Source organism: Carboxylicivirga linearis, from assembly GCF_018271995.1.
Lineage (GTDB): Bacteria > Bacteroidota > Bacteroidia > Bacteroidales > Marinilabiliaceae > Carboxylicivirga > Carboxylicivirga linearis.
Map to the genome: position 1 here is coordinate 24,445 of NZ_JAGUCO010000016.1, position 19,984 is coordinate 44,428.

10 protein-coding genes and 1 tRNA gene are annotated in these 19,984 nt (G+C 38.8%); 4 read left to right on the forward strand and 7 right to left on the reverse strand.

The window, feature by feature from the left end; genetic code table 11:
* Positions 1-1,275 (reverse strand): cytochrome b N-terminal domain-containing protein, encoded by a 1,275-nt coding sequence (locus KEM10_RS16370; protein ID WP_212217112.1) that lies wholly within the window; start codon positions 1,273-1,275, stop codon positions 1-3.
* Positions 1,276-1,505: 230 nt separating this feature from the next.
* On the opposite strand from KEM10_RS16370, the gene KEM10_RS16375 reads away from it, so the two are divergent.
* From KEM10_RS16375 to KEM10_RS16390, 4 genes are all read left to right on the forward strand, one after another.
* Complete coding sequence (locus KEM10_RS16375) at positions 1,506-3,689, forward strand: S9 family peptidase (RefSeq protein ID WP_212217113.1); 2,184 nt, start codon at positions 1,506-1,508, stop codon at positions 3,687-3,689.
* Positions 3,690-3,829: 140 nt separating this feature from the next.
* Positions 3,830-3,913: transfer RNA gene (locus tag KEM10_RS16380), tRNA-Leu, on the forward strand.
* Between the two features lie 218 nt (positions 3,914-4,131).
* Positions 4,132-8,319, forward strand: coding sequence for a glycosyl hydrolase (locus KEM10_RS16385; RefSeq protein ID WP_212217114.1), 4,188 nt, complete (start codon positions 4,132-4,134; stop codon positions 8,317-8,319).
* 178 nt (positions 8,320-8,497) lie between these two features.
* Positions 8,498-8,641 carry a hypothetical protein gene (locus KEM10_RS16390; protein ID WP_212217115.1) on the forward strand — a complete coding sequence of 48 codons (144 nt, stop codon included), beginning with the start codon at positions 8,498-8,500 and terminating at the stop codon, positions 8,639-8,641.
* Positions 8,642-9,198: 557 nt separating this feature from the next.
* Here the strand turns inward: KEM10_RS16390 and KEM10_RS16395 are convergent.
* The 6 genes from KEM10_RS16395 to KEM10_RS16425 all read right to left on the reverse strand — a co-directional run bounded on the left by KEM10_RS16395 (position 9,199) and on the right by KEM10_RS16425 (position 19,798).
* The gene (locus KEM10_RS16395) at positions 9,199-9,996 is read right to left on the reverse strand and encodes a DUF3667 domain-containing protein (protein ID WP_212217116.1); all 798 of its coding nucleotides are present in this window, start codon (positions 9,994-9,996) and stop codon (positions 9,199-9,201) included.
* A gap of 292 nt (positions 9,997-10,288) precedes the next feature.
* Positions 10,289-11,398, reverse strand: a complete 1,110-nt coding sequence (locus tag KEM10_RS16400) for an acyltransferase family protein (RefSeq protein WP_212217117.1) — start codon at positions 11,396-11,398, stop codon at positions 10,289-10,291.
* Between the two features lie 159 nt (positions 11,399-11,557).
* Positions 11,558-12,859, reverse strand: coding sequence for an AmpG family muropeptide MFS transporter (locus KEM10_RS16405; RefSeq protein WP_212217118.1), 1,302 nt, complete (start codon positions 12,857-12,859; stop codon positions 11,558-11,560).
* Positions 12,860-13,012: 153 nt separating this feature from the next.
* Complete coding sequence (locus KEM10_RS24320) at positions 13,013-15,289, reverse strand: DUF4922 domain-containing protein (protein ID WP_244825948.1); 2,277 nt, start codon at positions 15,287-15,289, stop codon at positions 13,013-13,015.
* An 80-nt stretch (positions 15,290-15,369) separates the two neighbouring features.
* A complete protein-coding gene (locus tag KEM10_RS16420; protein WP_212217119.1) occupies positions 15,370-16,833 on the reverse strand; it encodes a glycosyltransferase family 2 protein in 1,464 nt (487 codons plus the stop codon).
* A gap of 136 nt (positions 16,834-16,969) precedes the next feature.
* Positions 16,970-19,798: a golvesin C-terminal-like domain-containing protein gene (locus KEM10_RS16425; protein ID WP_244825950.1), complete on the reverse strand. Its 2,829-nt coding sequence runs from the start codon at positions 19,796-19,798 to the stop codon at positions 16,970-16,972.
* Between the last annotated feature and the right edge of the window lie 186 nt (positions 19,799-19,984).

Sequence of the window (19,984 nt, forward strand, 5' to 3'; positions counted from 1 at the left end):
TTAAGCAAATAAGTGCATTCCTTCTCCCCTAAGCAAACTGCCTACTATAGTCATAACAATATATGCAGTAATAAGAATAGTAAACATTGCCATTACAATGTCTATTTTGGCAGCATCGAATTTCGATTTTATGTAATACAGATAGGCAGCAGCCGGAACCATATACAACAATAATAAAAGCAGACCCGTGCTAATTAAAACGGGTACCTGAGGCATCCAGTCACGTAAATCCAGAAAATACTCGCTGGTTACTATCACTACCAGCGTTAATAACACTGCAAATACAAAAGTTATAAGGGTTAACTTCTTACCTTTATCAGAGTTAAACCAAACTCCTACCTTCAGATCGGTATATTTCATGTATGGTATATATACAAGAAAAGCTGTTACCAGCAACGGAATTACAAATATACCAAACCCCGGATGAATGTGTAATAACAACTCCTGAAAGCCCATAAAATACCATGGTGCTTTACTTGGATTAGGACTAATAAGTGGATTGGCTTTATCTTGCAAGGGCGCATTCACCAACATCGAAAACAAAAACAAGGCTACTATCACAATCAACGCAACCACAATCTCTTTATACAGCAAATTAGGGTGCGTAGGAACCATCTCTCTTTTTTCACTGGTTTGAACGGTTACACCTTTTGATTTTCGTACCAACCAGAAATGAATCGACATCAAGAACACCATCAACAGGGGTAGTAATCCGGTATGAAAATGATAAAACCTTAATAGTGTAATCTCTGTCACCTCGTCTCCTCCCCGCACCATATCAGCTAATGCATCTCCAATAAATGGAATATAACTCAGCATATTCGTCATGATGGTTACGGCCCAAAAAGCCAACTGATCCCAGGGTAACAAATAACCTGTAAAGTTAGAGAACAAAACCAGGAACATCATTAACAACCCGTAGATCCAGTTTTTACGGCGCTCGTAATAAATCGATTGCGAGTAAAAAACACGAATCACATGCAGAAACGAAACCAATACCAATCCCATCCCACTCCAATAATGCAGGTTACGCAGTAACTGACCAAACACTACATTATTCTGTAGTTCTATAATAGAATCATAAGCCTCTTTAACTGAAGGTACGTATGCAAAACGCAGTAACATTCCGGTTATAAACAAGATTACAAACAATAAAGCTGCCACACCTCCCAAACCAAAGGTGCGGGTAAATTTTATGGATTGTTCATCAACCTTATTAGGATGTAAATGCAACAAAAGCTTGGTAATTGCCTTGGAATGCCCGGCTGTATTCATTATAATTCGAGTATTTAGAATCTTAGTACTGAGTGTTTGGTATTATTTTGTAATTCAAAAGTAACCATTTTATAAATTTTAAAAACAATCTTGGAATTTTAGTGGCGTTTTTAAACATTACTATTAATTTTTAAACAAATAGAGAAATCCTGTATCCTCTCAAATTCAATTTTATTAGTTTTGAGTCTCCGAAAAAACGGCTAATAGAAATAATTAAAACTAATTATAACATGCGTAAGCTTTTTTATTTAATGGCTTTTTTAGCACTACCAGCTATGGTATTTGCTCAAAAAAAGACCGTAACACTAGATGATTTTACGAAAAAAGGTACTTTTTATGCTCAATCGGTATATGGTTTAACATCCATGAACGATGGTATTCATTTTACTACTTTAGAAGAAGGATCTAAAATTGAGAAATATGAGTATAAAACCGGCAAAAAAGCAGGTACCATCATGGATTTAAAAGCCATTGAAGATTGTCCGGTAACACATATGCAGGGTTATGAATTAAATGCTGACGAAACCAAAGTGTTGTTTTACACCAATAGTGAGAAGATTTATCGTCGTTCATTCCGAGCCGACTATTACATCTACGATTTAGTTCATAAAGAATTAAGCCCTCTGTCGGAAAATGGTAAACAACAAGTTGCATCTTTCTCTCCCAATGGCGAGATGGTAGCTTTTGTGCGCGACAATGATCTATTTCTTAAAAAACTAAAGTTCGGAACCGAGAGTGCCATCACCGAGGATGGTGAATACAACTCTATAATCAATGGTGCACCCGACTGGGTTTACGAAGAAGAATTTGAATTTAACAAAGCCTATGACTGGTCGCCGGATAGTAAAGAAATTGCTTTCATCCGTTTTGATGAGTCTAATGTAAAGGAATATTCATTCCCCGTTTATCAGGGATCTAATCCTACTCACGAAGAAAACGCGTTGTACCCTGATCAATACCGATTCAAATACCCGAAAGCCGGTGAAGAAAACGCTATTGTTAGTGTTCATGTTTTCAACATTAAGAACCGTACCACCAAAACAATGGATATTGGTGAAGAAACCGACATTTACATCCCTCGTGTTAGATTCACAAAAACCGAAGGTAAATTGGGTGTAATGAAGTTTAATCGTCATCAGAACCAATTTGACCTGATGATAGCCAATACAGCTTCAGGCATTTGCAACACTATTTTTACGCATCGTAACGATTATTTTGTGGATCAGAATGTGTTGGATAATCTGCAATTCCTAGATGACAATAAGCACTTTGTGTACGTTGGAGAAATGGATGGATACAACCACATTTATATTTACACACTAGCCGGAGCAAAAGTGGCACAAGTAACTAAAGGAAACTGGGACGTTACCAAATACCTTGGGTATGATGTTAAGAAAAAGCTGTTCTATTATGAAGCCGCTGCAAAATCTCCACTTCAACGTGAAGTTTATGCAGCAAGTGCTGATGGCAAAAAGAAAATTTCATTCTCGAAAAAAGAAGGAACCAACAGAGCGTCTTTCAGCAAGGGATTCAAGTATTACATTAATTACTTCTCCAATACCACAACTCCCACTCTGGTAACCCTTCACGATGGTAATGGAAAATTGGTAAGAACTCTCAAGGATAATGCCGATCTGAAAAAACGTGTTGAAGGATTTGATTTAAGTCCTAAAAAATTCTTCACTTTTAAAACATCCGAAGGAGTTGAATTAAACGGCTGGATGGTGAAACCTTTAAACTTTGACGCCAACAAAGAGTATCCTTTATTAATGGTTCAATACAGTGGTCCTAACTCGCAACAGGTTCTTGATAACTGGAGCATTGGATGGGAACAATACCTTGCTTCGGAAGGATATATGGTTGCTTGTGTCGATCCTCGTGGCACAGGAGCCCGTGGAGAAGAATTTCGTAAATGCACTTATCTTAACTTAGGTGAGATTGAGTCGCATGACCAGATAGAAGCGGCTAAATATTTTGGTAGCCTTCCATATGTTGATGCCTCACGCATTGGTATTTGGGGATGGAGTTACGGTGGTTATATGACAGCCATGTGCTTAAGCAAATCAGATGTATTTAAAATGGGTATTGCTGTTGCTCCGGTAACCAGCTATCGCTATTATGATTCTATTTACACTGAGCGATATATGCGTACACCTAAAGAAAATCCTAAAGGATATGAGAACTGCCCAATGAATCTGGCTGAAAATGTAAAGGGTCGCTTATTCCTGATTCACGGAACAGCAGATGACAATGTTCATTACCAAAATACCATTGAATATGTTGATCGTTTAGTGCAGGCAGGCATACAGTTTGATATGTTCTCATACACCAACCGCAACCATAGTATTTACGGAGGTAACACACGCTCACATCTTTACAGAATGAAAGCCGATTATATTTTCCGCAATCTGTAAGATTAAACTAATAAAGCAAATCCAGGTTTCTAACATACCTACAGATCAAAACATAACAATATAAAACGAACCGATTGGATGATTCTGATCGGTTCTTTCATATAATTATCAAACTGAAATAGTATATTTGCTCTCCGCAAGCCCAGTTGGCGGAATTGGTAGACGCGCTGGTTTCAGGGACCAGTGACCGCAAGGTCGTGAAGGTTCGAGTCCTTTACTGGGCACAACAACTCCCGATTGATGATTCAGTCGGGATTTTTTTTATAGCACACAAGAAAACCTAAAACCGCCTCCCTTGAACAAATTTTTAACAATTTTTGTAGAATTTCTATTATAAAAATCACTCTATTACTAATTGATTTAAATTCTCTTACATAAATTTCAGATCACACGCTCTATTTTTACTATCTGAATTATTAATCTTTTCTTTAAAGAACAACCTATGATAAAAAATGTACCTAAGTATACTTGGGCAGTACTTTTATTTATTGGAATCACATATTTTCCGATAATAAAAGCACAAACAGATGTAACAAGTTCTTACATTACGAATGCAGGATTTGATGAAGATTGTAGTTATCTGACCGGAGGCACTGCTACTATCGGTTCAGCCGATCCCGGCAACATGGTTACCATCACAGGATGGAGCATAGGTAGTCGCCCGGCTTGGAGTGCTGCCGGCGACTTCGAATTTGGATGGAATGGCACCTTTAATGGTGTTAGTATACCTGCAACTTCATATGACGGATCAACCGGATCGGGTCATGGAACAGTTGGATTCTCGGTTGGATGGAGTGGAATTATTTCCTATACTCAACAGGTAACACTTCCCGTGGGTAATTATGGATTAGTTGTGGCAACCACTATACAGGGTGCCGACAATATTTTTGCTAACCATACAGGATGGGTTCCGGAAAGCGGTGAGAGCACCCTTTCTGATTTAACAACTGTCTCAACAAGCGGACAGTGGGTACTGGACACCATTCGCTTTAAGACTTACGAATCAACAACCGGTGCAATTCAGGTGGGCATGCAGGCATATGGTTCTACTTCAACTGCAAATGGCAGGTTGTTTATCGACTATGTTCAACTTTTAGAACTGGAAGCCGACAAAACAGATTTGGAAGCCCTATTAGCAACTGCTTCAGATATGTTGGCAAATCAACAACCAATACCTGACGGATCAACTGCCTATACCGATTTATCTGCTGCCATCTCAACTGCTCAAACTATATACGATAACGAGGCTGCCACTACCGTTGAAGTTATACAGGCAGAGAAGGACTTAACGGATGCTATTTCAGATGTTGAGGCGGCTATTTACCTATACGAATTGCAAGGAGCCAGTTATGAAAATCCGATCAATATCACTGAAAAAATAATAAATCCCGATTTTGAAGCGAATGGCGGATCAACCGACGGTTGGATTTCAACATTTGGGGTATTTAACGGTGCTAATGCTGTGTTTGACGGCGCTCCATCTCCTAATCATGTGATGGATGGTGATCCAAATTCATCAACCATCAACTACCAAACAATAGCTGGTATTCCGGCTGGTGCCTATAAAGTAGATGCAATTGCTCGTGGTAGAGTTGAATCATCAGGCAAAATGTTTATTGGAGCACAACCAGGTAGTACTTTAAGCTCTGCAGCCATCGCTAATGTTGAAGTCAACCGTATAGGTGATGTTGGAGGAGCTTTAAACTATGGATTTAATCCTTACCAAACACCCTATGTGATAATACCGGAGGGGGAAACCTCAGTTTCAATTGGTATTTATTTTGATGGTGATTGTGGATGGTCGAGTGTAGATAATTTTGAGCTTACTTATTTTGGCTCAGCAGCTGCATTGGCTGAAGCCTTAAAAACAGAGCTTACAGCATTAAAAGACTCATCTGATTTACCGGATAGCTTCGATACCACGGAAGCAGAAACTTTGTTATCAACTGACTTAACTTCAGAAAATGAAGCTGAATTGACCATTCAATTAGAATCAACCATCAATTCATTAAAAGAAGTTATTGCTCAAAACATCGATGCTTCATTGGCCGATTTACAGGTTGATGGAATAACCATCAGAGACTTTGATGCAGAAACATTGGAATATACTTACAATATTTATTCATCAACGGTTCAAACACCTGATGTACCAGTTGTTACTGCCACTAAAAACAGTTCATACGCAGCTGAGCCGGCTATTACACCAGCTACCCAGGTACCAGGAACAACTCAGGTTACTGTTACTGCCGGTAATGGATCTGAAATAACTTATTCGATACATTTTGAGTTTGTACAGTTAAGCAGCCTTGAGAATTATACCGCTACAGTAGAAACTTTCCAGAATCAAGCTGCTGAAATTAGTGGTAACGGTCAATTAACCATCACCGGAAATACAAACCCTCTAAGCGGCAGTTCCATTAACCTGGTTTCAACCGATGCGTGGATTTATTTCGCCAGCTTAAAACCTTCTGAAGTAATTAACTCAGAACTTACCTACATTACGGTTAATGGCGAAGTTGCCGAACATGGAGTGAACGTAAGAGTGGCTCCATACTTAAACGGAGCAATGGTTATCCCTCATTCCACTTCGTATGCAGCTTTAACTGTATACAGCAATCAATCATTAGGCGGATCGTCAATGGACTTTGTTAGCGGCTATCATTATACCGGAAGCCAATTGGGTGAATTGGATAACGACATTGAATCGTTTGTTCTGAAAAAAGGTTACATGGCAACCTTTGCCACTAATACTGATGGTACAGGAAAAAGCAGGGTATACATTGCCGACGACTATGATGTAACCATCAATATTATGCCTGAGGGACTTGACAATTCTGTATCTTTTATTGTAGTTCGCCCATGGAGATGGACCGTTAAAAAAGGCTGGAGAGGCAGTTCGGCCGGAGCTGATCGTTTTAATGCCGGATCGCACTACGACTACAATAATTCTGCTTATTCTACTATTGATGTTGAATATGTACCAATGCGTCATAATCCAAACTGGAATGCATATAGTAACTTCTACGATAAATATTCTTCTACCAGTGCTTTAGGTTATAACGAGCCTGACAACTCGGTGGATGATGGTTATAGTACAGTTGAAGGGGCTATTGCCAGCTGGCCTAACATGATGGAGTCAGGATTACGTTTAGGATCACCGGCTGTTACAGATGGCGGATTAAGTTGGTTAGCTGATTTTATGGCTCAGGCTGAAGCTTTGGATTATCGTGTTGACTTTATTGCATGGCACTTCTATAGAGCCGGATACACCGCAAAAGGCTATTACGATGCTTTAAAATCTATTTATGACACTTACAAGCGCCCAATCTGGATTACCGAGTTTAACAATGGTTGTAACTGGACCTATGACGGCAATGTACCAAGCATTGAAGAGAATGGAGCAGTAATTGAAGAATTCATCAATATGCTGGATACTACTTCATTTGTTGAGCGCTATTATGTTTGGGATGGATGTAACGAGGAGTTGCGAATGACCAATTCAGGAACAGGTGAGTTGTATCCGGCAGGAGAAGCTTATCAAAATCTTGTTTCAACCATGTCCTATACTGCTGATTTCTATAACGATCAGGATATAGCCAAAATAGAAGAAAATGCGAAAGGATTTTGCAGCATTGATGGAACCATTGAAAATGGCTATGCTAACACTACTGATGCAACCGGAAGTGGTATTGATTACAAGGTGATATATAAATCTGATGGACTAAAAACAATTAATATTGTGTATGCATCAACCGAAGCAACAACTGCCAATATAATTGTTAATGGCGTAACGGTTGTGGAAGATTTAGAAATCAGTGCATCAGGTAGCCTTGACTATAACCAAATTGTTTCATTGAGCTTCCCTGCTGAACCTGGAATAGCTGATATTCGCATAGAAGCAACTACATCAGCAGGTCTTCCGAATATCGATTATATTGAGATTACGGATGGAACACCTGCCGATTGCGAAGCATCATATCCGGTTATATTATCTTATACCAACGAACAAACGGGTAATTATGCTTCTAATATTCTGGATGGAAGCACTGCAACACGTTGGTCGGCTCAGTATTTCCCACAATCATTAGTTATTGATTATGGCGAAATAAAATCCATTATCGGAACCAAGGTATATACCTACTCCAATAGAAATTACCAATATACCATAGAGCTAGATGACGATGTTAACTTCTCTGATCCGTATACTGTTGATCGCACAGCAAACACATCAACCACTCAACCAATAAGCGACGCGTTTAATGCTGTTAATGCCCGCTATGCCCGCCTAACGGTAACCGGAGTTGGAAATTCATATTCTGGTGACTGGGTGAGTATTACTGAGCTGCAGATTGAAGAGGGTACCTCAACAGCTATTGGAGACGTTGAAAGCAGCTCCAACGGTGTTACCATTTATCCAAATCCAGCTAAGAACTACTTCAATGTTTCCATTGAAAATAGTCTGGATGAGGCCTTGTTATATATTTATAATAACAGCGGACAATTGATAAAGAAGGTTACCATTGTTAATGCAGAAGGAGTTATTAACTGCTCTGATCTTACAAGTGGAATTTACCTTATTAAAGTAGTATCAGACAATAAAACAGATACCCAAAAGCTGATTATTGAATAATTACACCAAGATTGATTTTTAGCTATAGATTAATACCCCCGGGACCTTCAGGCCTTGGGGGTTTTTCTTTTATAAATCTTCCTATACCGATAAATTTGCTGATTTGTGGGCCGAAGCCAACGACAATAAAGCCGATTCTAATGAGTCGAAAATTATTCGCGATAAAGCATATACATATATGAAAAATCTGGTAGACGAGATTCGTGAAGCCGGAAAATATGTATTCCGTAAAAATCCTAAAAGACTAAATGGCTATTCAAGCGCCTACTGGCGAAAACAAAATCAAAATAAGAAGGATAGCAACAGCACTGTATCTGAGTAATATTAATCTGTACTAATTAGGTGCGTCCTGTATCACATGCAGGGCGCCCTGTTTGTTTCCATACCTCCCTGTACCATTTTTACATCTTCCTGTACCACTGGAACTCGTAAAAATGATGCAGGTCTTCAAAATTTGCTACAGAAAGCCAAAAAAACATAACAGGATAATAAGAAAGCCTACAGGAGAACTCAAATTTGGTACAGGGCGATAAAAAAGCCTGCAGGAAAGCATAAATAGTGTGCAGGGCTATGGCAAGGGGTGATTTTGATAATCACCTCATTCCGGCCTTCTCCTTTAAGAAGAAGGAGTTGTTTACGGTATGTCTTCCTCTCCTTGAGGAGAGGATTAGAGGAGAGGTGAATTATCAATAAAGATAGACACAATGTTTGAGGCTGAAGAATACTGAAGGTCTAACTCTAAGACAGGTATTCGGGATTATGATTTGCATATCAGTCCTCATCTAACAACTTATTTATAAATAACATACTACTCCAACAGCAGAACAACCGTATAATTTAAATATGGAGTTAAAATAATACAATAATTAGATGAAGCTTTTATCTTACTTTAAGAAAAATGCCGACAACTACTCCAACGACTGCAATGAGTAGAACAAACCCCAAGAGAATAGCAATAAATTTTAACAGCTTAAGCAATGTTTTTCCAAACGAATGCTTTCGGTACTTTTTATAAGCATACAAATAAAAAACTCCTGTTAATAAAATAGAGCCGACACTATAAACGTCATAGCGTAATAGTTGTGTTAGAAAAAATAAAGGCAATCCAAAGAAAAAGAGCATTCCTTGTATGTAAGCATTTATTACCAAATGCTCTCCGTAGTATTCAGGTTTACCATAAACCATTAGTGCAATAAGAGCATATATTGGCAATATAAGAAACGACAAATAGTAGTAATATTTAAACATAAAGACGAAGATCTTCTTGTTAAACTCTTGTTGTTTCTTAATAAAATCAGCCTTATCAGTATTAGCTTTATCTTTTTGCTGATAAACTATAGCTTCAGAAGATTTTGAACTTGCCTTGGAAGAAATTTCAACTAACTCATTAGAATAAAAGCTTAGTACAAAAACAGAAAGTGCGGTTCCAATGGCAAAAAAAGTAAATGGATTAGTATACTTCTTTCGTGTTCCACTCAGATACCTCTCAAATACCAAGTGAGGTTTCAACAATAAATCCCGGAATGTGACAAAAAATTGGCTGTCCCAGCCTAATGAAACCAGTAAACCTGAAATAAGGCTTTTTACTGTTATTCGTTGACTAATAATCTTAGCTCCACATTCATTGCAATACTTATATTCTGTGTTAATTGGGGTTTGGCAGTTTTTACAATTCATTCTTGTTTGTTTTTTTCAATACTCTTTGGGTTATCAGAATAAATTTCAAATCACATAATGCTTGAAAGGCTCTCGACAACCCAAACAACCAATTAATTTACAATGGTTAAAGGCATTCAATATAGGAATTTATTACGATATTGTTGAGTACCCTATATTTATAATCATCATTACCTCAACTACCCAAACATACAAGAAACTAAAAATAAATGCGAACTATCTTATATCATTACAAGCCTAAAAAACTCCCGAATCAGTTTCCGAGAGCTTAATAATTAGTACTTATGCATTGCTATACCTTAATAAATATCTTGCGCTTATAAAGTATCCAGCCAATAAACCAGAAGAAAATAATATGGGCCAAGCCAAATAAAAGTGAACCATTCATATTGTCTGCCAGTGGAACAAATACCTTTTCGTACAAGGCCTGATATCCACTCATCGTTTCCACTTTAACTGGATCGGAGAATTGGAAACTATACAAAAGATTCACCCAAATGCCAGATAATGCATAAATAAACAATGGATTCATACCAAACACTACAAAAAATGAAGTCCATTTTTTATATTCCCTGATGTCGATAATCCATATCAGAATGGCTAAAAAGATGGTACCTAATCCGGCTGTATAAACCACATATGAACCTGTCCAGATGGGTTTATTGATGGGCCAAACAAAATCCCACAACCAACCTGCAGCGGTTAATACTGCTCCTACAATCAGCAGATGAAGTGGTAATTTTACTTTTTCGATGGTTTTTATCGATCGTCCCACCAAATAACCTATTAAAGTGGTTACCACAGCCGGTAAAGAACTTAACAATCCCTCCGGATCAAAAGCAATACCAAAACCATGATACATATGCTGCTCTCCAAAAATCCATCGATCAATATTAGTCACTATATTGCCTTCGAGGCTATATGGTTCTGTTCCTCCAAAGAAATAAAGGATTGCCCAGTAAGCAAGCAGAATTGCTCCGCCTATATACTGTATGGTTCGGTATTTAAACGAAAGAACCAACACAGCACTGATTCCATAAACAATGGCAATACGTTGCAGGACTCCCATAATGCGCAATTCCGAAAAGTCGTGTTTCCACTGAGGAAATGAATTCATAAATAAGCCAATGGCAAAGATGAGTAACGTACGTTTTGCTATTTTATACAACGATTGCTTATTGAGTTCGCTTCCGTACTTGGCAAAGGAGAAAAACATAGAAACACCCATCACAAAAAGGAAGAATGGAAAAACCAGATCAGTTGGTGTACAGCCATTCCATTCCGAGTGCCGCAGCGGAGGATAAACATACGACCAACTGCCGGGGGTATTCACTAATATCATACCGGCAATGGTAATGCCTCGTAATACATCGAGAGCTAAGTAACGCGGGGATTTTGTCATTTTAAATTGGGTTTAATTGTTATTAGCTACTCGCCGCTAGCTGATGGCTGATAGCTTGTTTGTATTTTCACTATAATTTGTAACATTGCTACTCTGTTCTTAGAATTTTCACCTTTAAACATACATAAAATAAATGCAAAAAAGGCTAACAGCTAATAGCTAACGGCTAGCATCTTTTTTTATTCCAAACGACGGATCAATCTTCAAAAACCTAATGATAACAAAGGCAGGGATAGTACAAATCATCACCCAAATAAAGAAGTGTTGATAGCCGATCATTTCCTGTAACCAACCCGAAATCATTCCGGGAATCATCATGCCCAATGCCATAAAACCGGTGCAAAAAGCAAAGTGTGCCGTTTTATGCTCTCCTTCTGATACATATATCTGATAAAGCATAAAGGCAGTAAACCCAAAGCCATAACCAAACTGCTCAACAGCAACAGCCGCACTTATCAACACAATAGAATTGGGTAAGGCATACGAAAGATACACATACACGAGGTTGGGCAAGTTAATGGCAAATACCATGGGCCATAACCAGTATTTCAATCCTTTTTTTGATACAACCAACCCTCCGAGGATTCCTCCAATTGTTAGGAAAATTACTCCGATGGTTCCGTATACCACACCCACATCGCTGGTGCTTAATCCCAAGCCGCCAACTTCTGGTTTATCCAGCAAAAAAGGAGAAGCCATCTTTACCAATTGCGATTCGCCCAATCGATAGGTTAACAGCATACCCATTATTAGCCAGATATCTTTTTTTGCAAAGAAGGTAACAAAGGTATGTCCGAAATCATCCATGATCTCATTCAGGCTCTTCACTTCCTTATCTTCATCTTTGGTAGGATGAGGCAATACCAGTTTATGATACACAGCCAGCAAAAGAAACAGAGCTGTGATCACATAAAAAGTAAGCGACCATGCCAGTGGAATGCTGGGAGCATCCTTTCCAAACAGCGTCATCTCTTCTAACTGACCGGCCAGATAAACCAATAACCCCTGTCCGGTAATCATGGCTATTCGATAAAAAGTACTTCTGATTCCAACAAAATAGGCTTGCTGATGCTCATCCAAATCCAACATATAAAAACCGTCGGCAGCAATATCGTGCGTAGCTGAGCTAAAGGCCAGCAACCAGAAAAATGCCAGCGTTGACTGAAAGAAAAAAGTAGTGGGAATGGTAAAAGCTACACCAGCCAGACCAGCACCTATCAGTAGTTGCATACTAACGATCCACCAGCGTTTACTTTTCAAAATATCAACTATCGGGCTCCAAATGGGTTTAATTACCCAAGGCAGATAAAGCCACGAAGTATATAAGGCAATATCTGTGTTTGATATTTCCAGCTTCTTATACATGATAACCGCCAAAGTCATCACCACCACATAGGGTATGCCCTCAGCGAAATAGAGTGTGGGCACCCACGCCCAGGGAGATGTAGATTTTTTATTCATTTTATTATAGTGCTTTGTGCTAAGTGCACAGTGCTAATTTTAGATCGAAGCGCAAGGTCCGAAGTCCGTGACGCCATTTTATATTCAAGCTAATAGCTATATGATTTCCCTCTGCCTCCTTAGAAGTACTGACCACTGACTACTCTCTACTGACTAATATCTCTTCTCTAACCCCGCTCCTCTGAAATAATGCATCAAGATAGTATTATAATCGTAACCTTTAGCTCCCATCACGGCTGCTCCAATCTGGCAAAGTCCAACACCATGGCCCCATCCTGCACCTTTAAGAATAAACTTCACAGCGTTATTTTCTTCCACTTTTTCAACCACAAAGGCAGAACTATATAAATGCGATTCAGACAATGCTTTTCTAATCTCCAACTCTTTACCGATAATCATGGTCTTTTTATCACCAACAATCTTTAATCTGATTAAACGTGAGGAATCACCCCGCTCAACAGGTATTAACTCCTGTATAGTACCAAAATCAATACCTGTCCGTTTTGCTACCAACGTACTGATTTCTTCCTGTGTATATTCAACCGTCCATCGATAAAAGTCGTTAGTTTCCTGATCGTAATCATTCAGCACCTGACTCAATACCTCCTTATCGTTGGTATTACAAAATGCATCGGGTTCACCTAAAATCCATTTTTGAGCAGATGATTCAGTCTTCAGATCCAAACTAAAACCTTTCGGATCAAATTCATTATCAACAAGCTTTTGCAGATAAGAATGATTAACAGGTTCCCAAACATTCTCAAATACCTCAACCATACCTCCGCAACACTTCGAGAAACGGGCATCGCAAATAGCTCCTTCGTATGTCAAAACTTCGCCCCAGGTTTCTTTAACTGCCTGCACAACCATTGGTGTATTGGCCCGGGTTATTCCTTGATAACGTTGACAATGATCGTCGGCACACACATCAAAATTGGCATGATCCTCCCGATCGTACCATCTGATTAATTCGGTTTCGGTTTGATATGTCGAACTGTATTTCTCCACTTTTTGTTCTAAAGCTTTATTCTTTTCGATCTGTGCCAACAGCCAGCTTCGTGAAATAACCGCATGAGCCTTCAATAGCTGTAATGACGAGGTTGCACTCATCTCCGATGAAATCACACTCATCAGGTAATCCTCAACCGAAAGAATATTGATTGCAGTGATTTTTTCATCTTCAATCAGCAACTTTAAACCACCCCTGAAAACCTGATCTTCATCGCGCTGCCAATGAAAATTAATACCGATGGTAACATTATGGAGTGTAAACTGACAATCTTCATTCATCGGGTTCAGAACGGCCCCAGATAAAACTTCAAGCTCTATTTCACCATTACTTAATATCTGATCCGCCCCCTTTATCTGAACTTTCCATCTTCCGGATAGTTTTTCACCTTTTTCGGTTTGATAAATCCCTTCTAATGTAAATTCAACTTTAGGTTTAAAAAGAATCCCAACATTGATTACGGGTATATATTCATTGCTATGATTTTCGATTAACAACTGTGCGAATTGCTCACAATCGGAAGAACTCATACAAACCTGATCTAATATTTCTTCCACATCTGATGACGATAACTTTTCGTAATCTTCGAACCTAGGAGTGATAAAAACTCCGCCCATATCAACCGAAGCGGGACTTATTAAAATTTGATCTAGTCCATCCTTAAAATAACAATCAGGTCGGTGCAGAATGCGTGGAAAAATATGAACAACCAGTTCACCTTCTTCAAAGTAAGTTAGCACATTCATCATTGGCTCCACCTCATCCGGTTGGTTCTTTTGCAACAACACATATAAGTCATTAAACAAAGTAACCAAAGCCTCCATATCATCAGCCATAAAAGTTATTACACCCCGGTTATAGTTCTCCCAGGTATAAATAGCCACCTCATCAACCAGCCCTGTTAGCTTTGCATATTTACCTGATCTAAAATCAGCTTCGATCGGCATAAAATCCTTATTCCCTGCCTGAAAATGAAAATGATCGGGTGCCGATGCTCCACATTTAGGTCCGTTATAAAACAAAGTAAAATCCGGCAACTCATATGCTAATTCCAACATCGATTGAAAATAAGGCTGAATCAACTGTGGAGTATGATTATTGTGTGGAATGGTTAAGTGCCTCCGGAAAATAGGAAACGGATTAATCAGGATGGTATAATCATCAAAACTAACACCCTCCTGCTCTTTGGGTCGGTTACTTTCACATAAAAAACAAGGCCTCGCTTCAATTGATTGGGCATCAACCTTTGCTGCCGACGATCGAATACGCTCGGAATTAAATTGCACTTTAATCTCACTACCTCCCGATAAAGTTAAGCTGCGTGTTTTCACTTTATCCAAACCGGCATAATTCTTCTTTGCCGCTTCCCAATTGATAAGCTGAGATTTAATCAGCTGATTTACCTTATATGATGTTTCCATATTAAATTAATAGTTCTCAGGCAGTAGCCAGAAGGCAGAAGTTTAAACTGCCGTTATTAAATAAACTTACAACTTCTGCCTTAAATCTTCTGCCTTTTTACCACTTGTTGACGTGCCTTTAATTCCATCGTCCGGATTTTATCCTTATACAAATTATGCACATTCATTTTATTGATATCTAGCGAAGCATCAGAGTTATCTTCCCAACGACGACACAGATATAACGGATTGTAGATACGCCCGATCTGATAATTTCGACTGATATTCAAACCTAAAGCATAATCCTCTCCATAGCTCGTATTTGGCACTTTTACATCACGAATAACCGGGGTATAAAAAGCTCGCGGAGCACCCAATCCGTTTATCCGAAGTGCATTATTTCGCCCGTTATCAGCTGTCCACTCTTTATGATCGATTAATCCGGGAGGAATCTCTTCCAGCTTGAAATTAACCATTTGATAGCTACCCACCACCATGGCACAATTCTGCTCATAAAAAGCTTGTACAACCTGCTCCAGAACCGTTTCATCAATATATAAATCATCGCTATCGAGCTGAACAGCAAACTTACCGCATCGCTCATCCTCAACTGCTCTGTTCCAGCAGCCTCCTATTCCCAAATCATCACGCTCAGGAATGATATGCACGATTCGATCATCCTTAAATGACTGAATAATTTCAGTTGTTTTGTCTGTAGAATGATTATCAACTATAATGAGGTTAAATGCAAAAATGGTCTTTTGCTTCAACACCGATTCAATGGCATCAGCAACCGTCTTCTCCCTATTTCGGACAGGAATAATCACCGAAGCCTCAACAGGAAATTTCGACTCAGAAAAATCTATCTTTTTAAAATCGGGTTTCAAATAAGCTCCAACCTTTTTGAGATGGGCAGTACATGCCAGTTCCATTTCAACTTGACGATCGCGGTTACGAGGATCGACATAATCGAACATTTTTTCACCCGATTTACGTGTATCCAACTCTACTTCGGTATATAACAACTCAGGCAAATGAAACAACTCATAATTTTGCGAAACCCGAAGACGTACATCGTATAAAGCAGCAAATTTATAATCGGCATCCATTTCGTTAATCGCCTTTACAAAAGCTTCCTTCTTGAAAAACATTAACGATCCAAAATCAAAATCATCTCTCAAACTGCCTTCCTGATAATCAATTACAGGATGAGCTGCTAATTGCCCTTCTTTTCGCTCATAGAAATCGGAATAAACCATTCCGGCACCGGTATCTGCACAAGCTTTACTCATTCGTTCCAATGCATTTTGCCCCAATACCAAAGCCATTGGTTTGGTATAAACAGCCACACATCCTCCCAACATTCTCTCAACCAAGGCTTTCCATGTGGATGATACATAGATTCCACCTTCTGCAACTAAAACATCAACTCCTTCAACATCTACAACCTCAGGTGCAACAACTATTATCTTCTCAACCATAGCAGAGTCTTTTAGATTCTTTATAGTTGATTTTAATTCATCTATTGGTGCATATGGTAGAATGCACGTTATATTTTTGTTCATAATTTATTAGTTCGTTAGTTTTTAGGCAGTAGGCAGTAGTTCATTCACTACTCAATTGGAATAGATAATAATCCATTTATACATCAAAATTCCTAAAAGAGCCCATTAAACTATTATTATAATCATTCGTCATCTTTCAATTCTTATTATAAAAGAGATCCAGAATATCCTTCATCAATTGATCACGTTCCTGTTCTGAAATTATTGTCTCGAACGGAAAGCCTAAAACAACCGTTTTATACTCTCCCTCATACAACGTTCCTGCACTTGAATTATTCTCTTTATATCTGAATGCCGTTACCGCATTTTCTCCAACAGGCTCAATGGCATCAGGTGCTTCCACACTATAAAAATCAGGATGATAAGCTGCATTAAAACTAAGCTCTCCTGAAAAATAAGGCATTGCAAAATTACTTGTATAAACATCCCCGCTTTTTACGGCATGATTGGTTCGCCATTTGAACTTGAGCACATCCATTGCAAACTGAGCCGCCAACGTATCCTTTGTAAGATGAATATCAGATCCCACATAAGCACCACTTATAAAAACGTTCTGATTATTCTGGGTCAAGCTGCTCAGCTTTGCCATAAATTCAGGCGTATATATTTGATAGCGAACCGTATTGTTTTTGTACGACACCATTGTTTTTTCTTCTCCTAAAATGATATCAACTGCCTTATAAGCTGACGCATCATAGTAGCTTTGATTAAATGCTTCATCACTCACCGAAACAAAGGAATAACCTGCTTTTAGAATTGATTGACCGTGTAAATAAACATTATCGAAGGAATTACCCTTGATAATCTTTCCTTCATAATCGGCATAACTTGCTCCCCACCCAGGGCTGTCATCATCAAGCCATGGCGATTGTCGATTAAAATCGTACTGAAAACCCGTAAAAGCAATATCGTATCTATCTGGCACTCCCTGATCATCCCACCAGGCAACACCAGCAAAATCTCCTTCATCGATAAAAGCAGGGGCACTCACCCGGTTAAAAGCATTTACCACCAATACTTTTTCAGCATCCTCTGTGGCTATACCCATTGACAATATTTCGCTTGCAAAGCTTTCTCCACCTTCATTTATGGCCGACACTTTATAGCTGATTATTTGTCCCGCATCAGGTTCTGGAAACAGAAATGAGGTTCCGTTCACAATCACTCCGTTATCAAAACCATTATCATTAATCCGTTGATACACTTTATATTTTGTTGGTTTGGCTGATGGCTCCATAGGATCATCAACCGGCTGCCAGCTTAATTCATATCCGCTACTTGTTTCTTTTATTGCCAAATGATCAACAGGCAAAGGCTGAACCACATAACCCCGTCCTTCCTGATAGGCCAAAAATTTAAGCATCCCTTTATAAACAGCCCGACAAACATCGAACTTGAAATTCGGATCCAAGCCGTATCGCATATCAGCGACATTCTGATGCGACAGTAATTCCAACAACATAGTTGGTACATTAGGACGCCACGCTTCGGAATATTGCTTATCCCAAAGGCCTCTTCGAGTCCAATCCTGATTATATAAAACGCGAATATCTTCTACAATTTGTGTTTGAATAATATCTGCCAAATCGCGACTCGCCAACTTGGATTGACCATTAGGAAATTTGCCTTCGTCACGCACCGTACTGAAAATTCCCAAAGTGCCAATAACAGAATCGTTAGGAGTTACCCCTGCATCACTGTGAAAAGCAAAAGCCAAATCAATGGGTAGATTCAAGCCCGATACATTTTGATCACATAAGTAATTCACCCATTCACCACGGCTCATGTAATCATCTTTATAATCATTCTTTTCATCATTCAGGCTAAATACCAAAGTATCGGGCATACCGGCATATTGCATCCAATATCGGGCAGCTTCCATATATCTGGGTTTACCGGAAGTCTTTGCTGCAACAGTTGATGTTGCCTGACGAGCTACATTGCCCATACCACTTCCTAAACGAACAGCATCCAACGAAATAGTTCCTTCGCCTGAAACTTCAATAACGGCATCTTCATCTGATTTAAAATGAAATGTGCCCAAATAAATCCAGGTTCCACCTCCCATTGTCTGGCTAACCGTATAGCTAGTTTTCCCTCCGCTATGATGAATTGTATATTGAACCTTTTTCGAATAGTCTTCTCCCTGTTGATACGAAATATAAACGGCATAATCTCCTGTTTCAGAAACTTGTGATCGATATTCAGCCACTTTACCGTTGGCATTATTCACCAGTAAAGAAGTACCCATTTGAAAAGGATTATCACCTGCAAACAAAGTGTCTTTGTATGCAAAACCGCTTTTACAAGAAGTATCTATTCCTTCTTTTAGTTGAAATACAGAATGACCTGTGGAAAAGTCATTATCAATAATCACTTCGTTTGTTTGCAAACAACGTTCGCGAGGCAAGAAAACATTAGCACCTGCGTTTTCAAGCATGGGCAACAGGTATGGCAACACATACGACATGGTATAAATATCTTCAACAGTTCCGTAAAGGCGAGCCCGCTGCCACTCCCATCTATTCAGTTTTTGATCGAAATGATAACCATGACTATGCCAAAGAGCTATCAAATGATCTGATAAACCTTTTGAATAATATAATTGATCTTCTCTTGTTATAAAGTTTTCTGATTGCTTCTTTTCTGCGAATCGATTTTTATCAATCTCCTGATTAGTGCGATAAATATTGGGTATCAATTCAGATAATTCGTAGCCATTGGTATAAACTACGGTTGAATAATTCTTAAGCTTTCTCTTTTGCAAGCCAGACAAGCTATTGACAAATTTTTCAACATCATCGTTTCTCCATGGAATATATGATAAGGTAGAATTGTAATAAAAATTTATCTGTGCAGAAGACTCGTCAATCTGAATTGAATCCAACTTAATGGCTCCCAATCCGCCCCATTCTTTCATTGGATTCTGCCATTTTTCCATTGACTTTTTTAGTCGATGCTGCATTCTCTCGGACTTTTTATCCTGCGCATTAGACATCGAAATTAATATCAACATCAAAAATAAAACAACCAGCTCCCTTCTTTTTATAAAACTCATGAATGCCATTAATTCTGTTCAATTACCAAATTTAATTAACTATTGCGAGGAACAAACACAAATTTTAGGACCAGGTACTCAACTTACCCTAAT

Excerpts from the sequence above, each read along its gene's own strand:
- KEM10_RS16370 (WP_212217112.1), bottom strand. The coding sequence starts at position 1,275 with ATGAATACAGCCGGGCATTCCAAGGCAATTACCAAGCTTTTGTTGCAT.
- KEM10_RS16375 (WP_212217113.1), top strand. The coding sequence starts at position 1,506 with ATGCGTAAGCTTTTTTATTTAATGGCTTTTTTAGCACTACCAGCTATG.
- KEM10_RS16385 (WP_212217114.1), top strand. The coding sequence starts at position 4,132 with ATGATAAAAAATGTACCTAAGTATACTTGGGCAGTACTTTTATTTATT.
- KEM10_RS16390 (WP_212217115.1), top strand. The coding sequence starts at position 8,498 with ATGAAAAATCTGGTAGACGAGATTCGTGAAGCCGGAAAATATGTATTC.
- KEM10_RS16395 (WP_212217116.1), bottom strand. The coding sequence starts at position 9,996 with ATGAATTGTAAAAACTGCCAAACCCCAATTAACACAGAATATAAGTAT.
- KEM10_RS16400 (WP_212217117.1), bottom strand. The coding sequence starts at position 11,398 with ATGACAAAATCCCCGCGTTACTTAGCTCTCGATGTATTACGAGGCATT.
- KEM10_RS16405 (WP_212217118.1), bottom strand. The coding sequence starts at position 12,859 with ATGAATAAAAAATCTACATCTCCCTGGGCGTGGGTGCCCACACTCTAT.
- KEM10_RS24320 (WP_244825948.1), bottom strand. The coding sequence starts at position 15,289 with ATGGAAACATCATATAAGGTAAATCAGCTGATTAAATCTCAGCTTATC.
- KEM10_RS16420 (WP_212217119.1), bottom strand. The coding sequence starts at position 16,833 with ATGAACAAAAATATAACGTGCATTCTACCATATGCACCAATAGATGAA.
- KEM10_RS16425 (WP_244825950.1), bottom strand. The coding sequence starts at position 19,798 with ATGCAGCATCGACTAAAAAAGTCAATGGAAAAATGGCAGAATCCAATG.